The sequence below is a fragment of the Parabacteroides sp. D25 genome, assembly GCF_000307475.1.
Taxonomy (GTDB): Bacteria; Bacteroidota; Bacteroidia; order Bacteroidales; family Tannerellaceae; genus Parabacteroides; species Parabacteroides distasonis.
In genome coordinates, this window is record NZ_JH976507.1 from 102,393 (window position 1) to 118,989 (window position 16,597).

Sequence of the window (16,597 nt, forward strand, 5' to 3'; positions counted from 1 at the left end):
GGTTTTCCCCTTTTTTAGTTACATTTGGCGGATACTGAGATTGTATGTCTCATGTGTGCTTTAAGTATATAAATTGATTCCGTTATGAAAAAGAAACTGATAGCTTTCGTTTGCTTTCTTCTCGTATCCTTGTCTGGTCTGCCCCAGTTGCCTGTACGGTTGAACGAGCGTCCGGTGGTGTTGAATACGTCTACCGGGGCATTAAAAGGGAAGATGGTAACTCCCAATCAGGAGTCCGGTTATCCTGTGGTATTGATCATCCCCGGCTCCGGCCCTACGGATATGGACGGGAACTCCGCCGCCTTGCCGGGTAAGAATAATTCCTTGAGATATTTGGCGGAAGGGCTGGCAGGGAAGGGGATTGCTTCCCTGCGTTATGATAAGCGGGGTATCGCTTCGAGTGCCTCGGCCGGAAAGGATGAGTATTCCATGCGTTTCGAGGACGGGATCAAGGACGCACGAGGCTGGATCGATTATTTAAGCAAGGACAAACGGATCTCCGGAATCTATGTGTTGGGGCATAGCGAGGGAGCGTTGGTCGGTATGGCGGCTTCGGTGGATAATCCGAAAGTGAAAGGATACATTTCGGTGGCGGGTGCGGGGCGTCCCGCTTATGAGATCATAGAGGAACAGATGGCCGGTCAACCGGAAGTGATCCGGAATATGGTGAGATCCATAAACACGTCCTTGAAGGAAGGGAAGCTCGTACCGGACGTGCCGATCGGTTTGCAAGCCCTGTTCCGCTCGTCGGTACAGCCTTATATGATCTCATGGTATACGTATAATCCGCAGGAAATCATCAAGAAACTAAAAGTCCCGGTGTTGATCTTGCAAGGGGATAAGGATATGCAAGTATCCGTAAAAGACGCCGAACTATTGAAGCGATCTCAACCTTCGGCCGATTACCATTTGATCGGGAATATGAACCATCTGATGAAGACTTGCGATACGATGGATCAGCAAAAACAGATGGCTACCTATACCGATCCGGCCCTTCCGTTGCATAAGGATGTGCTGATATTAATTGAAAAGTTTGTGAGTAAACCTTGAACTGTTGTATCTTTGCGGTCATAAATTAAAGAGACAGTATGATTTCGGTTGAAGGACTAACAGTGGAGTTTGGCGGTTTTACGCTTTTTGATGATATTTCTTTTGTGGTAAACAAGAAGGACCGTATCGCTTTGGTGGGCAAGAACGGAGCGGGCAAATCTACAATGTTGAAAATATTCGCAGGCCTGCAATCGCCGACTTCTGGAACTGTTAGCGTACCGAAGGAGGTCACGATCGGATACCTGCCCCAGCACATGCAATTGGTGGATACCCGTACGGTTCGGGAGGAGGCGGAATGCGCTTTCGAGCATATCCATGAGATGGAGGAGGAGATCAATCGCTTGAATACTCAATTGGCGGAGCGTACGGATTATGACTCCGAGGGCTATCAAAAGCTGATTGATCGTGTCACGTATCTATCGGAGCATTTCCAGATGATGGGAGGAAACAACTACCATGCGGAGTTGGAGCGTACATTGGCCGGACTAGGTTTTAGCCGTAGCGATTTCGACCGCCCGACGTCTGAGTTCAGCGGAGGCTGGCGCATGCGTATCGAGTTGGCGAAGCTCTTACTCCGTAGGCCGGACGTGTTGCTGCTGGATGAGCCGACGAACCATCTGGATATCGAGTCCATCCAATGGTTGGAGAACTTTATCGCTACCCGTGCCAACGCTGTGATCTTAGTGTCGCACGACCGTGCCTTTATCGATAATACGACTTTCCGGACCTTGGAGATCGAACTAGGTAAGGTCTACGATTATAAGGTAAAATATTCGGAGTACGTCGTACTTCGCCGTGAACGCCGTGAGCAGCAGCAGCGCGCTTATGAGAACCAACAGAAGAAATTGGCCGATACCGAGGCGTTTATCGAGCGTTTTCGTTATAAAGCCACGAAGTCCGTACAGGTACAATCCCGCATCAAACAATTGGAAAAAGTGGAACGTATTGAGGTAGACGATGTGGATACAGCCATGTTGCGGCTGAAATTTCCGCCCGCTCCCCGTTCCGGTTCTTATCCGGTGATCTGCGAGGAGGTGGCGAAGCGTTATGGCGATCATCTGATCTTCGATCATGTGACGCTTACGATCAACCGGGGTGATAAAGTCGCTTTTGTCGGAAAGAACGGTGAGGGTAAATCTACCTTGGTGAAATGTATCATGGGAGAGATTACCGATTTCACCGGAAAGCTCCAATTAGGCCATAACGTGAAGATCGGTTACTTCGCCCAGAACCAAGCGCAGCTATTGAACGAGAACCTTACCGTTTTCGATACGATCGATTACGTAGCCCAAGGGGATATCCGTTTGAAGATACGGGATATCCTAGGTGCTTTCATGTTTGGCGGCGAGGCCTCCGATAAGAAGGTGAAAGTCCTGTCGGGTGGCGAGCGTACCCGTTTGGCGATGATCCGCTTGTTATTGGAGCCGGTCAACCTGCTGATTCTCGATGAGCCGACGAACCACTTGGATATGCGTTCGAAAGACGTGCTGAAAGACGCCTTGAGGGAGTTCGACGGCACGGTGATCGTGGTTTCCCACGACCGTGAGTTCTTGGATGGCCTAGTCGATAAGGTCTATGAGTTCGGTAACCAGAAAGTCGTCGAGCATTTAGGCGGCATCTATAATTTCTTGGAGCATAAGAAAATGGATAGCTTGCGTGAATTGGAACGTTCTACTGGGACGAGTACTTCCATGTCCGGTACCGGTGAGGCTCAGGTATCCCATAACAAGCTCTCCTATGAGGCAAGGAAGGAACTGAGTAAAGTGATTAAGAAAGCGGAGAAAGCTGTTGCCGAGGCCGAGGCCCGTATCTCGGAGCTTGAGAATGGCATTGCCGTTATCGAGGCGAAGCTGGCTACGCCGGAAGGTGCCTCCGACGCTTCTCTCTACGGTGAATATTCTGCCCTAAAAAAAGAACTTTCCGATGCGATGGATCTATGGACCGAACGGACAATGGAGTTGGAAGAGTTGAATACGCAGGATTCATGAAAAGGCTGCTAGCCAGTGAAAGGCAGCTTATCTGATCTTTTTGATTCAAATACTCCTGTTTTCGTGACAAGTGCTTGCCGTTGATGATGCGAAATAGCGGAAGAGAGAGTGCGAGAGCTGGCTTTTAAAAGGGAGAATATCCCTTTTCCCATGCGTGATAGGCCGCATTGGGCTACGCCAGTACTGCCATCGGCCGACGCATATGCCGCCGTTGGGCATCGTGACTACTCAAGAATAGGGTTATGACTACTCGTGAATAGGCATTCTTACCCTGCTAGAACCGTATTGTAACCCTATAAATGATACCAATCTCTCCCTTTGATATGAATTAGGATGAATTGATTTCGCTAGAATAAAAGGCTGTTTTGGGGTATGGTGTTGGCCATTAGTTGATTACTGAAATTTTCTTTCGGATTTAGAGGCGAGCTGTACTTAGGGCCCGGAATATTCGATTCTCCGGAGGTTCGGATTACAAAGTGTCATTTTGATTATTCTTTGAAAATAACCTCTAATAGCTTACTCGTTTTAAAAAGAAAGTCCTTAACTTTGCTATCCAAAGAAACGCGAAAGCTTAAAACACATATCATGTTAACACAGATCATTAATGGAAAGATTCTTACCCCGCAAGGCTGGCTGAAAGACGGCTCGGTATTGATAAGCGACGGGAAGATTTTAGAAGTGACAAACTGCGACTTAGCGGTAGTGGGGGCAACCTTGATAGACGCCAAAGGTATGTACATCGTCCCCGGAGGCGTGGAAATTCACGTGCACGGAGGTGGAGGCCGTGATTTTATGGAAGGCACCGAGGAAGCTTTCCGTGCGGCGGTGGCCACACACATGAAACACGGTACTACCAGTATCTTCCCCACCTTATCCTCTTCTACCATCCCGATGATCCGTGCCGCCGCCGAGACCACCGAGAAACTGATGGCCGAGAAAGATAGCCCGGTTCTGGGGCTTCACTTAGAAGGACATTATTTCAATATGAAAATGGCTGGTGGACAAATCCCTGAGAACATCAAGAATCCCGATCCCGAGGAATATATCCCTTTGCTGGAGGAAACGCATTGTATCAAGCGCTGGGATGCCGCTCCGGAACTTCCGGGAGCGATGCAGTTTGGTAAATATATCACCTCGAAAGGCGTGCTCGCCTCGGTAGGGCATACCCAAGCCGAGTTTGAGGATATCCTGACCGCTTATGAGGTAGGTTATACCCACGCCACCCATTTCTATAACGCCATGCCGGGCTTCCATAAACGCCGCGAGTATAAGTATGAGGGAACGGTGGAAAGTATCTATCTGCTCGATGATATGACCGTCGAGGTCGTGGCCGATGGTATCCATGTGCCGCCTACGATCCTTCGTCTGGTCTATAAGATAAAAGGTGTGGAACGCACTTGTCTGATCACGGATGCCTTGGCTTGCGCTGCCAGTGATAGCCAAGTCGCTTTCGATCCCCGTGTCATCATCGAGGATGGCGTGTGTAAGTTGGCCGACCGCTCGGCCTTGGCGGGTAGTGTCGCCACGATGGACCGCCTGATCCGTACGATGGTGCAGAAGGCCGAGATCCCCTTGGAGGATGCCGTGCGTATGGCCTCGGAGACTCCCGCCCGTATCATGGGCGTATCCGATCGCAAGGGAACGTTGCAGCGGGGCAAAGACGCCGATATCGTCTTGTTGGACCGTGACTTGAATGTCCGTGCGGTCTGGGCGATGGGTAAGTTGGTTGAAGGTACGAATAAACTATTCTAAGCAAGAACGATTATGTTGACACAGATTATAAATGGCCATATCCTTACGCCGCAAGGATGGATGAAGGATGGTTCCGTATTGATTAGCGACGGGAAGATATTGGAGGTTACAAATAGCGATTTAGCGGTGATTGGCGCCAAGGTGGTGGATGCGAAAGGAATGTCGATCGTTCCCGGTTTCGTGGCGATGAATATCCATGGCGGTGGGGGCTTCGACTTCTCCGAATGTACGGAAGAGGCTTTCCACGGTGCGGTAGCTGCCCATCAGAAGCATGGGGCCACGACGATATTCCCTACCGTGTTGGCTCCGGAAATCGGGGTGATCGATAAGGCGGTGGCCGTATGCGAGGAGATGATGAGGAAAAAAGACGGCCCTATCTTGGGATTGCATATCGAGGGACCGTATCTGAATCCGAAGATGGCGGCGAGCCTGTTTATCGATAAGGAGAATCCCGCCGACCCGAAAGAATATAAAGAGATATTGGAACGCACGGATTGCATCAAGCGCTGGGATTCCAGCCCGGAGATACCGGGTGCGCTTGAGTTCGCCCAATACTTGAAGTCGAGGGGAATCCTATCCGCTATCTCGCATACGGAAGCGGAGTTTGATGATATTAAGACCGCTTACAATGCCGGTTTCACGCATGCGGCTCATTTCTATAACGCCATGCCTGGTTTCCATAAGCGTCGTGAATATAAGTACGAGGGAACGGTGGAAAGTGTTTTCTTGATGGACGATATGACGGTAGAGGTGATTGCTGACGGGCGTCATTTACCCTCTACGATCCTCCGATTGGTCTATAAGTTGAAAGGAGTGGAACGTACTTGCTTGGTTACGGACGCTCTCTCATGCGCAGCCAACGAGGGTAAGCCGTTATCCGATCCCCGCATTATCATTGAGGATGGCGTATGCAAGTTGGCGGATCATTCTTCATTGGTGGGAAGTATCGCCACGATGGACGTACTGGTACGTACGATGGTGCAGAAGGCTGACATTCCTTTGGCCGATGCAGTCCGTATGGCTTCCGAGACTCCGGCCCGCCTGATGGGGGTAAGCGATCGCACCGGAACCTTGCAAAGAGGGAAGGATGCGGATATCGTGATCTTGGATCGTAAGTTGAACGTGCGTGCGGTATGGAGCATGGGAAACTTAGTTCCGGAGACAAATACATTGGTCTAAACACGTTAATAATAAAGAGAGGGGCTGTCTTGGCTGGCCGGGACGGTCCTTTTTTATTTTTAGGCGATATAGATCAAACCTTTCGGTTAATAAATTTGTTCTATCAACGTATGGCGAAATCAGTACTTATTTCATATATTTGTGATTCAAGTAAGATTGTAATACTAAATCAATAATTAAACATGAAAACGAACCTTAGTTCTCAAATTACTCTGACGCGTATACCGTTGCGGTATTATCGCCCGGAAAATGCTTTCGAGCATTCAGTTTTAACCCGTTTGGAAAAGATTCCGACAAACATTTATGAATCGGCCGAGGAAGGTTCTTTCGCTATCGCTAAAGAGATAGCAACACAAATCCGTAAAAAACAAGATATCGGTAAGCCCTTCGTGATCGCTTTACCCGGCGGACGTTCTCCGCTAAGCGTTTACAAGGAGTTGATCCGTATGCATAAAGAGGAGAAATTAAGTTTTCGCAACGTGATCGCTTTCGTGGAATATGAGTTCTATCCATTGGCTAATCCCAGTGCCGGAAATCTGGCTCGCCTAAAAGAGGAGTTATTCGATCAGGTCGATATCGATCCGGCGAATATCTATTGCCCGGACGGAAGCATGCCGAAAGACGCTATCCTTGATTTCTGCCGCCAGTATGAGGAGACGATCCAATCCGTGGGAGGTATCGATTGCATGTTGCTAGGTATCGGTAACTCCAGCAATATCATGTTCAACGTGGGTGGAACGACGATCAGCTCGCGTACCCGTATGGTCTTGTTGGAAGGCGCTTCTCGCAAGGAGGCTGCCCGTACGTTCCCTTCGCAGGAGAATGTCCCGGCAGGTATCATCACGATGGGTATCTCTACGATGATGAACGCCCGCAGCGTGATCTTGATGGCTTGGGGCGAGGATAAGGCTAGCATTGTCGCTAAGACCGTTGAGGGCAAGGTTAGCGATGCCGTTCCTTCCAGCTATTTGCAGAATCATCCGAACGCCAAGGTCGTGATCGATCTTTCCGCCGCTTATGACTTGACTCGTATCAGTCATCCTTGGTTGGTGACTAGCTGCGAGTGGGATAATAAGTTGATCCGCCGTGCGATCGTTTGGTTGTGTCAGTTGACGGACAAACCGATCTTGAAATTGACAAACAAGGATTATAGCGAGCACGGATTGGGTGAGCTATTGGCGTTATATGGTTCCGCTTACAACGTAAATATCAAGATATTCAACGATATCCAGCATACGATTACCGGATGGCCGGGTGGCAAGCCGAACGCCGACGATTCCAATCGTCCGGAGCGTGCTAACCCGTATCCGAAGAAAGTGATCGTATTCAGTCCGCACCCGGATGATGACGTGATCTCCATGGGCGGAACCTTGCGTCGTTTGTGCGACCAGCATCATGATGTGCATGTGGCTTACGAGACTTCCGGTAATATTGCCGTAGGCGACGAGGAGGTAATCCGTTATTGCGAGTATTTGCGTGATGTATGTGAGAAATACTCTCCCGACTCGGCCGTGAAGGATAAGGCGAACGAGATCATCAACTACCTGCGTTACGAGAAGGTGGAGAACGGCGAGCCGGAGCGGAAGGATGTCCTCTTTATGAAAGGAACGATCCGTCGGGAGGAGGCCCGTCACGGTTGCCGCTACTCGGGCGTGAAGGACGATCATGTTCATTTCTTGGATCTTCCGTTCTACGAGACCGGATTAGTGAAAAAGAATGATTTGAGTGAGGTCGACAAGGATATCGTAAAGGCCCTGTTGCTCGAGATCAAGCCGGATCAAATGTTTGTCGCCGGTGACTTGGCTGACCCGCACGGAACCCACAAGGTTTGTCTGGATGCCGTACTGGCCGCTATCGACGAGGTGAAAGACGAGGAATGGATGAAGAACTGCCGTGTATGGATGTATCGCGGCGCATGGGCAGAATGGGAAATGGACCATATTGAGATGGCCGTACCTATCAGTCCGGAGGAGTTGCGCTTCAAACGTAACGCTATTTTGAAGCATCAATCGCAGGCCGAGAGCGCTCCGTATCTGGGTGACGACGAGCGTTTGTTCTGGCAGCGTGCCGAAGATCGCAACCGTGCTACCGCGGAGTTGTATCGCCAATTAGGTTTGGCTTCTTATGAGGCGATCGAGGCGTTTGTACAATATATCCCGTTGAGATAATATCTAGCGATAGAATAATCTGAAAGCCCTATCTGATTAAGTTCGGATAGGGCTTTTTGTTTTTGTGTTATTTTTTTCGTGTGGGCGTAAGTATATCTGTTTCTATGATCGTATATAGACAAAGGAGAAGCCTTGAACTGTCTAATATAATACAAGAAATGTCCACGTTGAGCATGAAAGACTATATTATTAAGAACCATGAGTTAGATAAATTTAAATTATTATATCTGGAGAATGCCCCCAGACTGATCTTTTATGCCTCGAAATATGTGGATAGCGATACGGCGGAAGATTTAGTGCATGATATATTCATCAAGATCTGGCAAAAGAAAGAGATTTATTCCGTGGAAGAAGGCTTGAAGACATACCTATTCCGTTCCGTTCAAAATGCTTGCCTCGATTACCTAAAGCATAAATCAATAGAAAAGACTTATGCGGATGAGGTTGCTCGTAGACTAAAGATAGAGGAGATAGATTATTATAATCGGTTGGATGCGGCGGAGCTGGAGAAAGAGCGTCTGGACTCCGTTTACCGGGAAATAGCCAAGTTACCGGACAGATGCCGAGAGGTTTTTACGTTGGCTTATGTGGACGGGAAGAAATCAGTGGAGATCGCAGGAATGCTAAATATCTCTCAACGTACGGTAGAGGCGCAACTCTATAAAGGATTGAAGATCATACGGAATGTGTTGGTGCTTCTGGCACTGATTTTATTTTTTAGATGAAAATACGGTAGAATACGTAAGTAAAAAGAGGGAACCGGTCGTATATATTATAAATGAAACAGAAAATGGAATCTAATAATTCGATAGAAGAACTGATCATACGCTATTTGCAGAACGAGATTCAGGAGGATGAACTTCGGGTGTTGGATGCTTGGATTCACGAGAGTGACGCTAATAAATCCCACTTCTTTGAGCTTAAGGGGCTTTTTGACACTCGGAAAGAAGTGGCGTTCTTGAACCATTATTCCGTGGAGCGTAGTTGGGAGCGAATGGCTGGAAAGCTGGATGCGATCTCTGGCGTATCTGTGAAATCCAAGGTCCTTGGCAAACAGTTCTGGCTTTCATTCTTGAGATATGCGGCGATTATCGTAATCGCTATGGGAATAGGTGTGGGTATGAATCAATGGATAAGCAATCGTTTATATGCTGGCGATACGGAATATAACGAGATTGTAGTGGAAAAAGGCGGACGTGCGAACACGCTATTGCTATCCGACGGCAGTAAGATCATACTCAATGCCTCCACCCGTTTTAAATACCCCACCTCTTTTAATGGAGATGAGCGTGTGGTTCATCTGGAGGGTGAGGCCTATTTCGAGGTTGCGAAGAATCATTCGAAACCTTTCATCGTAAAACTAAAGAACCAACAAATCACGGTACTCGGAACCTCATTCAATATACAGGCTTTCAACGATGATCGTTTTAGCGTCACCACCTTATTAAGTGGTAGTATCCTATTGGAATCTTTTGACGCTCAAGGACGGAAAATGAGTAGTATGAAGCTAAAGCCGAACCAGCAAGCCCGGTCGGATAACCGGACCGGCTCTATTTTCTTGTCAGAGACAGATGCCTCGATCTCGAACGCTTGGGTAGGTGGGAAATATCGTTTCAAGGATGAGACCTTAGTCTCTATCGTAAAACGTATGGAGAATTACTATGGGGTAAATATCCGCTTGGCGCATGACAGTCTGCGGAACATCCGCTACACAGGAACCTTCTCCTTGGATCAAGGTATACAAGAGGTGCTAGATATTATTAACTCGGAGAAACAATTCACTTTCACGAAAGACGGAAAAGATATCCTGATATCGGCGAGGAGCAAATAACAAAATAATAGATGTATAACCTTAAACATTCGAATTGCCTATGACAAATACCTGATCACAAAAAAGAATCGGGACTGACACCACTCACCCCCGATTCTTAGACGTTCATTATTCGTTTAATCACCTTTATCGCTGTCCTCTAAAAAGTAGCGAGCAAGGTAAGTCATTAATAAAAAATAATTACAAACTTATGGAAAAAGTCTGGAATAGCGATGAGCTATTGCCTAAAAAAATTAAATCAATCATGAAGATCACATTGCTTTTTTTAATACTGGGTATATTGCATGTCTCGGCGGATACCTATGCGCAAAAAGCTCAAGTTACGGTAGAAGTAAAGAACGGGACGTTCTATGATGTCGTCTCGGAGATTGAGAAACAGACCGAGTTCATGTTTTTCTATAAGAGCGAGGATATTGATAATAGTAAGCAGGTGGATATACAGGTGAAGAATCGCCAAGTCACCGACGTGTTGAATGAGTTGTTGAAAAACACGAACTTGACCTACCGCATATCAGGTAAGCACATCACGATCTTGAAGAAAGACGCCGTACAGCAACAAAAGAAAAAGATCTCCGGTATCGTTACGGATCCGGATGGCATACCGGTTATCGGGGCCAATGTCGTGATTAAGGGTACGACGGTCGGTACGGTTACGGATCTGGATGGAAAGTTTAGCTTGGATGCGGCTAATAACGATATCCTGTCATTTTCCTATATCGGCTATGCGGAGCAAGAGATCGAGGTCGGGAATCGTACACTGTTTAACGTGAAGTTGGCCGAGGATTATAAGGCGCTTGAAGAGGTCGTTGTCGTTGGATATGGTACGATGTTGAAACGAAACTTGTCGACATCAGTGGGTTCCGTAGACTCGGAGAAGTTATTGGAGCGTCCGAATGCCACGAACGTATTCCAAGGATTGGCCGGAAAGGTGGCTGGTGTTAATATCGCCTTGAATTCTGGTGCACCGGGTGGTAGTCCTGCGATAAAAATCCGTGGTATCGGTTCTTTGAATTCTTCTAATACACCGCTATATGTGGTCGATGGTGTGGTTGGCGTGGATCCGGACCAGATTGATCCGAATATTGTCCAGTCTATCGATATCTTGAAAGACGCTACTTCCTCTTCTATTTATGGTGCGAGAGGTGCGAATGGCGTTGTGGTGATAACAACAAAGGAAGGTAAGAAAAATACGACGAATATCTCGTATAATACAGTTCTGTCAGCAGGAACGTTAGCTCGTAAAGTCGATGTCTTAAATGCGGAAGAGGCTTTGGATGTATTCAAGCGTGCTTATGAGGCTCAACCGGGACGTATCGCTCCCCATCTGGATCCGAGCAATATGTTTACGCATAAGAATGACCTGTTCAATCCGGACGGGACTCCGAAATATGATACGGATTGGCAGGATGCCGTGACTCGTACGGCTTTTTCTCATCAGCATTCACTTAGTTTCTCTGGAGGAAGCGATAAGCTGACCGCTGTGGCGAATGTAAGTTACAAAGATAATCAAGGTATAATGTTGGAGACCTATAAACGTCAGTTAAACGCATTTATCAATGTCGGATGGGATTTGAAAGAATGGTTCCATTTACAGGCCATGTTGAATGTTGGATCTAGTAATGCCCGAAACTCGGAGAATGCGATCTCTCGGTATACATTGGAAGCATTACCGTTCCTTCCGGTTCAATATGAGGATGGTACCTATTCCCGTAAAGGAGATTATCCAGGTGCGGAAGATACGGAGAATCCCGTGAGGATTTTAAAGGAACGTAAGAATATCGATAAGAATCAGTACACGTTGGCTAACGTGATTGGTACGTTTAAGATTACCTCTTGGTTAAAGTTAACGACTAGCTTCAGCCGCTAGGATGGTTCTTATATCAATTCATCTTATAACCCGAGTACCTTATTCGGCTATGGAGATACTCAAAAGGGTAAAGCGGAGAAAGCACATCGAAATACGATGTCGTGGACGAATGAGGACTACTTGACTTTTGATAAAAGCTGGAATAAGCATAACTTGAATGTCGTAGCGGGAGCCAGTTGGTATTACTCAAAAACAGAGAAAAGCGAGCTAGGGGCCGAGAATTTCTTCGATGATTATTTTGAGTACAATAATATGGGAGTCGGCACCGTACGTTCTAAGGTTGGCTCAGACTATACGGATAATAAAATGAATTCTTACTATGCCCGTATCAACTATAATTTTGACAATCGTTACTTATTGGGCGCTTCTTTCCGTGAGGATGGTTCTTCTCGTTTTGGCTTGAATAACCAATATGGTTTCTTTCCTTCATTCTCGGCCGCTTGGCGTGTATCCAATGAGAATTTCTTCGAGAACGCAAAAAAGGTGATTGATGATATGAAAGTCCGTTTGAGCTACGGTACGGTGGGTAACGCGGAAATCGGTGATTATGCGTCTATGGCACGTTATGAGAATAAACGCCTTCCTTTTGGCAAGGATATGACGACGATCGTTACGTTGAAAAGTATGGCAAATCCGGATTTACGCTGGGAGAAATCCAGACAACTTGATGCGGGTATCGATTTGAGTTTCTTTAATGGGCGTATCGAGTTTATGGCGGATTATTATCATAAGATTACGACTGATTTATTGTATGAGCTACAATTGCCTTCTAACTCGGGATATGAGAAAACTATGACAAATCTGGGTAAGATCCGTAATCAAGGTCTTGAGATGAGCTTGAATACACGCAATATCCAAAGCCGTGATTTCTTATGGACTACCTCTTGGAATTATACGATGAACCGATCGATGGTACTGGATATAAATGATAATATCATTGGTAAATGGGGAGGACGTATTGAAGAGGGACATCCTTTAAATGCCCTTTACGGCTATGTTCGCCTAGGTACATGGGGAACCGATGAGGCGGAAGAAGCCGCTAAATATAATAAGAAACCCGGCGATATCAAGTATTGGGACAAAAATGGTAATGGAATGAAGGATGGTGAAGACCAAGACTATATCGGAAATGGCGCTCCTAAATTCGAGATGAATATGACAAATACATTCTCGTGGAAAGGCTTCACGTTTATGTTTGATTTACAATGGGTGTATGGTAATAAGTTGATTAACTTCACTCGCCAGTTGATGGGTAACCGTGTGACATTCTCCAATGCTTATGCGGACATTCCGGTGAACGCTTGGACGCCGGAAAACCAAAACACGATGGTGCCTAGCTTGCGCCTTCCGGGAGATGGATATGAGAATGACGTAGATTCTTGGAGTTGTGAGCCGGGTTCGTTCTTGCGTTTACGTAATATCGGCTTGAAATATGACTTTAGTTCCCGTATGCTTTCTGCCGCTCACATCAAGAGTTTATCCTTGGGATTCAATGTGGAGAATGCGTTCTTGATTACGAACTATTCTGGTAGTGATCCGGAGGTGACGAGTTATGATGCTGTATTTGAGCAAGGAGTGGATTTTTATACCTATCCCAAACCTCGTACGTATTCATTTACTTTAGGTGTTAATTTCTAATTGTTTAATCTTTACTTCGTAAAAAACTAAGATATGAAAAATAAAGCGCATGTATGGATGTGTGGCTTGCTTTCTGCGACAATGGCTTTTACATCCTGTACGAATTTTTTAGAGGAAGACCCGAAAACCTTCTTGAGTCCTTCTGAATATTATACGACAGAGAACCAGATAAAGGCGGCTGTGGATGGCACTTATGACGGGCTTGATGATCTGTTGAGTTCCGACCTCGAGATTGCTACAGTTCACCTTTTTAACTTGGAATATCTTGTAGGTACTAGTTATCGTCCTCGTGCGGCCGGTAATGAGCAGAACCAGTTCTTGTTGCTTTCCGGTTTGGAAGAGAGTAACGGCATTATTCGTAACTTCTGGAAGGCTACTTTCTTTCCTTTGGAAAATTGTAATAGCGTGATTCAAAATGTTTCCGCTACGGATATTATTAGCGAGAGCCAGAAAGCGAAGTATCTGGGAGAGGCTTATTTCTTGCGGGCATATTACTATTTCCAAGGGGTACAATTATTCGGGGATATCCCGTTGAAGACGGAACCTACGATAGACTTGAATACGGTGAAGATCCCCAGGTCTCCTAAGGAAGATATTTATAACCAGATCGTGGAAGACTTGAAAAAGGCGGAGCAGTCCGGGCTGGATTGGAGTGATAAAACAGGCCATGTCTCTATGGGAGCGATCAAGACCCTTTTAGCTAAGGTTTATTTGACAATGGCAGGTTATCCGCTTCAAAAAGGAAATGAGTATTATCAATTGGCTTACGAGAAAGCCAAGGAGGTTATTGATAGTGGAGCCTTTAGCTTGTTCGCTGATTATAAGGATTTGCGTGCGTCAGAGAACGAAAATAGTGGTGAGCATATTTTTATGATCCAGCGTGAGGCGCAAGATGCCGGGGCTCCTTTCCATTTTGGCCTTTTGCCTTATCCGGAACAACCGATTTCCATTACTCCGGCTTATGGGGGTGGTTTGGCTCCTCGTAAAGAGTTTTATGAAAGTTATGATGACCAAGATATTCGTAAACGGAATGAGGAGTTTTTCTATACTTCTAAACCCAAATATGGTGATCCGGAGACAACGATTACTTTGGATGTTCCTTATTTATGCAAATATTGGGATGAGAATGCCGAATCTACAGGAAAGAGCGGGGCGAATATTCCGGTTTACCGTTATGCGGACGTTCTATTAATGTGTGCGGAGGCAAAAGCTACCTTGGATGGTGGATCTACTTCCGACGCTATAGCTGTGGATGCTTATTTCCAAGTTCGTCACCGTGCGTTGCCCAATGAGGCGAGACCGACTTCAATCACGGTTGATCAAGTATTGAAAGAACGTGCGTGGGAACTCTGTTATGAGTTTACAGGATGGTATGATATGTTGCGTACTCACCGTGCGTTTGATCCGGTTTCGAAGCAAATGGTTGATTTATTCGGCTATCAGGCGGTTAATCATACGTATCCGTTTAAAGAATCGGATTTGGTTTTCCCGGTACCTTTGCGTGAGAAAGAACTGAACCCTCTGCTTGGTGAGGATGTCGTTCGCTAAAAGTAAGCGGGCGATTCTCTAGACTAGAGGTGTGTGGAAGGATATTACTATCCGTAGTAATCCGGATTATTATCCATGATAAATACGATTACTATTGATAGTAATATTTTTTAACACGGTATATATTATTCATCACAGAAAATTAGAGAAGAGAGAAATAGAGATGAAAAGATATGTTTTGTTTGTCTGTTTGCTTTTATCAGGTCTTGCAGGAGTATATGCTCAGTCGATAGCTCCGTTTCAGAAAGGAGATCGGATCGCCTTCGTGGGAAACAGCATTACTTGCGGTGGGCATTATCATTCATATATCTGGCTGTATTATATGACCCGTTTCCCGGATCAACGCATCGATATCTTTAACGAGGGAGTAGGTGGGGATGTAGCCGAGATGATTTACCAGCGGTTGGATAAGGTTTTCGAACATGAGCCTACGGTGGTGACGCTATCTTTTGGCATGAACGATGTCGGCTATATGGATTTTCGGAAGCCGGGGGCGGATACGATCGCCCGGAACCGGGTAGAGAAAGCTTGCCGGGATTATGCCCTTATCGAGGAGGTCTATAAGAAGTATCCGGAGGTGAGGAAAATCTTGATCGGAAGCTCTCCTTATGACGAGACTTCTCGTTTCAATAAGGTCGCTTTCCCGGGGAAGAATACGCCAATCTTGGAGATCGTGGATTTCCTGAATGCCCGGGCCCGGGAGAATCAATGGGGATTCGTGGATTTTAACCGCCCGATGGTAGCGATCAACCAATGGGAGCAAGCGGAGGATTCCATGTATACCTTATGCGGGAAGGATCGTATACATCCCTCTACGGACGGGCATCTGGTCATGGCTTATCTCTTCTTGAAGGCGCAAGGTCTGGCCGGTAAGCCGGTAGCCGATATCCGGATAGACGGAGCGGGGAAAAAGGTGACTCGCTCGGATAATTGCCGTGTCTCGGATTTGTCTGTTTCCTCGGATAACCTTACTTTTACGTACGAGGCGAAATCGCTTCCGTATCCTATCGATACCTCTTATTATGATAATGAGAAACATACGCAGGCAGATGCCTTGAGTGTTATCCCTTTTATGGATGAGATGAATTATGAGGGATTGTCCGTGAGCGGTTTGTCGGATGGATATTACGGGTTGACGATCGGTGGGGAGTTTATCGGTCGTTTTACGGCGAGGGAGTTGGAGCGAGGTATCAATATGGCTCTTCTTCAGAATACCCCGCAGTATAAACAAGCGATGAAGATCCGCCAGATGAACGAGGAACGCTGGTTGAAAGAGCGTAAGATGCGTGAATTTTATTGGGTGGAATATAACTTGATGCGGAAGACGGGCATGCTTTGGGCCTGCAACGAGGCTGCCGTGGACACCTTGCGCAAATACCGTCCCCACGACATCTTCTTGCAATGGAACGGCGCCCTTTGGCTACAATACATGCACAAGGGGATTCGTGAGGATTGCGTGAATGAGCAACAGGATCTGGTTAACCAGATCTATGAGCAAAATAAACCAATCCCCTTGCAGATAGAGATCAAGAAATTTACAGACTTGTAGAGACGGGGCGTGCCCCGTCTCCCACCG

Annotated in this window: 9 protein-coding genes and 1 pseudogene; all 10 read left to right on the forward strand. The window is 46.6% G+C overall.

Features of this window, described 5'->3' with window-relative positions; all coding sequences use genetic code 11:
• The first annotated feature begins 84 nt into the window (after positions 1-84).
• The 10 genes and pseudogenes from HMPREF0999_RS18030 to HMPREF0999_RS18075 all read left to right on the forward strand — a co-directional run bounded on the left by HMPREF0999_RS18030 (position 85) and on the right by HMPREF0999_RS18075 (position 16,570).
• Positions 85-1,050, forward strand: a complete 966-nt coding sequence (locus HMPREF0999_RS18030; protein WP_009276553.1) for an alpha/beta hydrolase — start codon at positions 85-87, stop codon at positions 1,048-1,050.
• A 38-nt stretch (positions 1,051-1,088) separates the two neighbouring features.
• Positions 1,089-3,038: an ABC-F family ATP-binding cassette domain-containing protein gene (locus HMPREF0999_RS18035; protein ID WP_008774092.1), complete on the forward strand. Its 1,950-nt coding sequence runs from the start codon at positions 1,089-1,091 to the stop codon at positions 3,036-3,038.
• Positions 3,039-3,623: 585 nt separating this feature from the next.
• Positions 3,624-4,790: an N-acetylglucosamine-6-phosphate deacetylase gene (gene nagA / locus HMPREF0999_RS18040; RefSeq protein ID WP_008774091.1), complete on the forward strand. Its 1,167-nt coding sequence runs from the start codon at positions 3,624-3,626 to the stop codon at positions 4,788-4,790.
• A 12-nt stretch (positions 4,791-4,802) separates the two neighbouring features.
• Entirely contained in the window at positions 4,803-5,969 is a 1,167-nt protein-coding gene (gene nagA, locus HMPREF0999_RS18045) for an N-acetylglucosamine-6-phosphate deacetylase (RefSeq protein WP_005861742.1), read from the forward strand.
• Positions 5,970-6,151: 182 nt separating this feature from the next.
• Entirely contained in the window at positions 6,152-8,137 is a 1,986-nt protein-coding gene (locus tag HMPREF0999_RS18050; protein WP_005861744.1) for a glucosamine-6-phosphate deaminase, read from the forward strand.
• A gap of 158 nt (positions 8,138-8,295) precedes the next feature.
• A complete protein-coding gene (locus HMPREF0999_RS18055) occupies positions 8,296-8,862 on the forward strand; it encodes an RNA polymerase sigma-70 factor (RefSeq protein WP_009276555.1) in 567 nt (188 codons plus the stop codon).
• A 65-nt stretch (positions 8,863-8,927) separates the two neighbouring features.
• The gene (locus HMPREF0999_RS18060) at positions 8,928-9,968 is read left to right on the forward strand and encodes a FecR family protein (protein ID WP_009276556.1); all 1,041 of its coding nucleotides are present in this window, start codon (positions 8,928-8,930) and stop codon (positions 9,966-9,968) included.
• Between the two features lie 388 nt (positions 9,969-10,356).
• Positions 10,357-13,473, forward strand: a pseudogene (locus HMPREF0999_RS18065) (TonB-dependent receptor).
• Between the two features lie 33 nt (positions 13,474-13,506).
• A complete protein-coding gene (locus HMPREF0999_RS18070) occupies positions 13,507-15,021 on the forward strand; it encodes a RagB/SusD family nutrient uptake outer membrane protein (RefSeq protein ID WP_009276559.1) in 1,515 nt (504 codons plus the stop codon).
• A 163-nt stretch (positions 15,022-15,184) separates the two neighbouring features.
• Positions 15,185-16,570, forward strand: a complete 1,386-nt coding sequence (locus tag HMPREF0999_RS18075; RefSeq protein ID WP_009276560.1) for an SGNH/GDSL hydrolase family protein — start codon at positions 15,185-15,187, stop codon at positions 16,568-16,570.
• Positions 16,571-16,597 lie beyond the last annotated feature (27 nt).

Coding starts and splice junctions, on each gene's coding strand:
- HMPREF0999_RS18060 (WP_009276556.1), top strand. CDS start 8,928: ATGGAATCTAATAATTCGATAGAAGAACTGATCATACGCTATTTGCAG.
- nagA (WP_008774091.1), top strand. CDS start 3,624: ATGTTAACACAGATCATTAATGGAAAGATTCTTACCCCGCAAGGCTGG.
- HMPREF0999_RS18075 (WP_009276560.1), top strand. CDS start 15,185: ATGAAAAGATATGTTTTGTTTGTCTGTTTGCTTTTATCAGGTCTTGCA.
- HMPREF0999_RS18050 (WP_005861744.1), top strand. CDS start 6,152: ATGAAAACGAACCTTAGTTCTCAAATTACTCTGACGCGTATACCGTTG.
- HMPREF0999_RS18070 (WP_009276559.1), top strand. CDS start 13,507: ATGAAAAATAAAGCGCATGTATGGATGTGTGGCTTGCTTTCTGCGACA.
- HMPREF0999_RS18035 (WP_008774092.1), top strand. CDS start 1,089: ATGATTTCGGTTGAAGGACTAACAGTGGAGTTTGGCGGTTTTACGCTT.
- HMPREF0999_RS18055 (WP_009276555.1), top strand. CDS start 8,296: ATGTCCACGTTGAGCATGAAAGACTATATTATTAAGAACCATGAGTTA.
- nagA (WP_005861742.1), top strand. CDS start 4,803: ATGTTGACACAGATTATAAATGGCCATATCCTTACGCCGCAAGGATGG.
- HMPREF0999_RS18030 (WP_009276553.1), top strand. CDS start 85: ATGAAAAAGAAACTGATAGCTTTCGTTTGCTTTCTTCTCGTATCCTTG.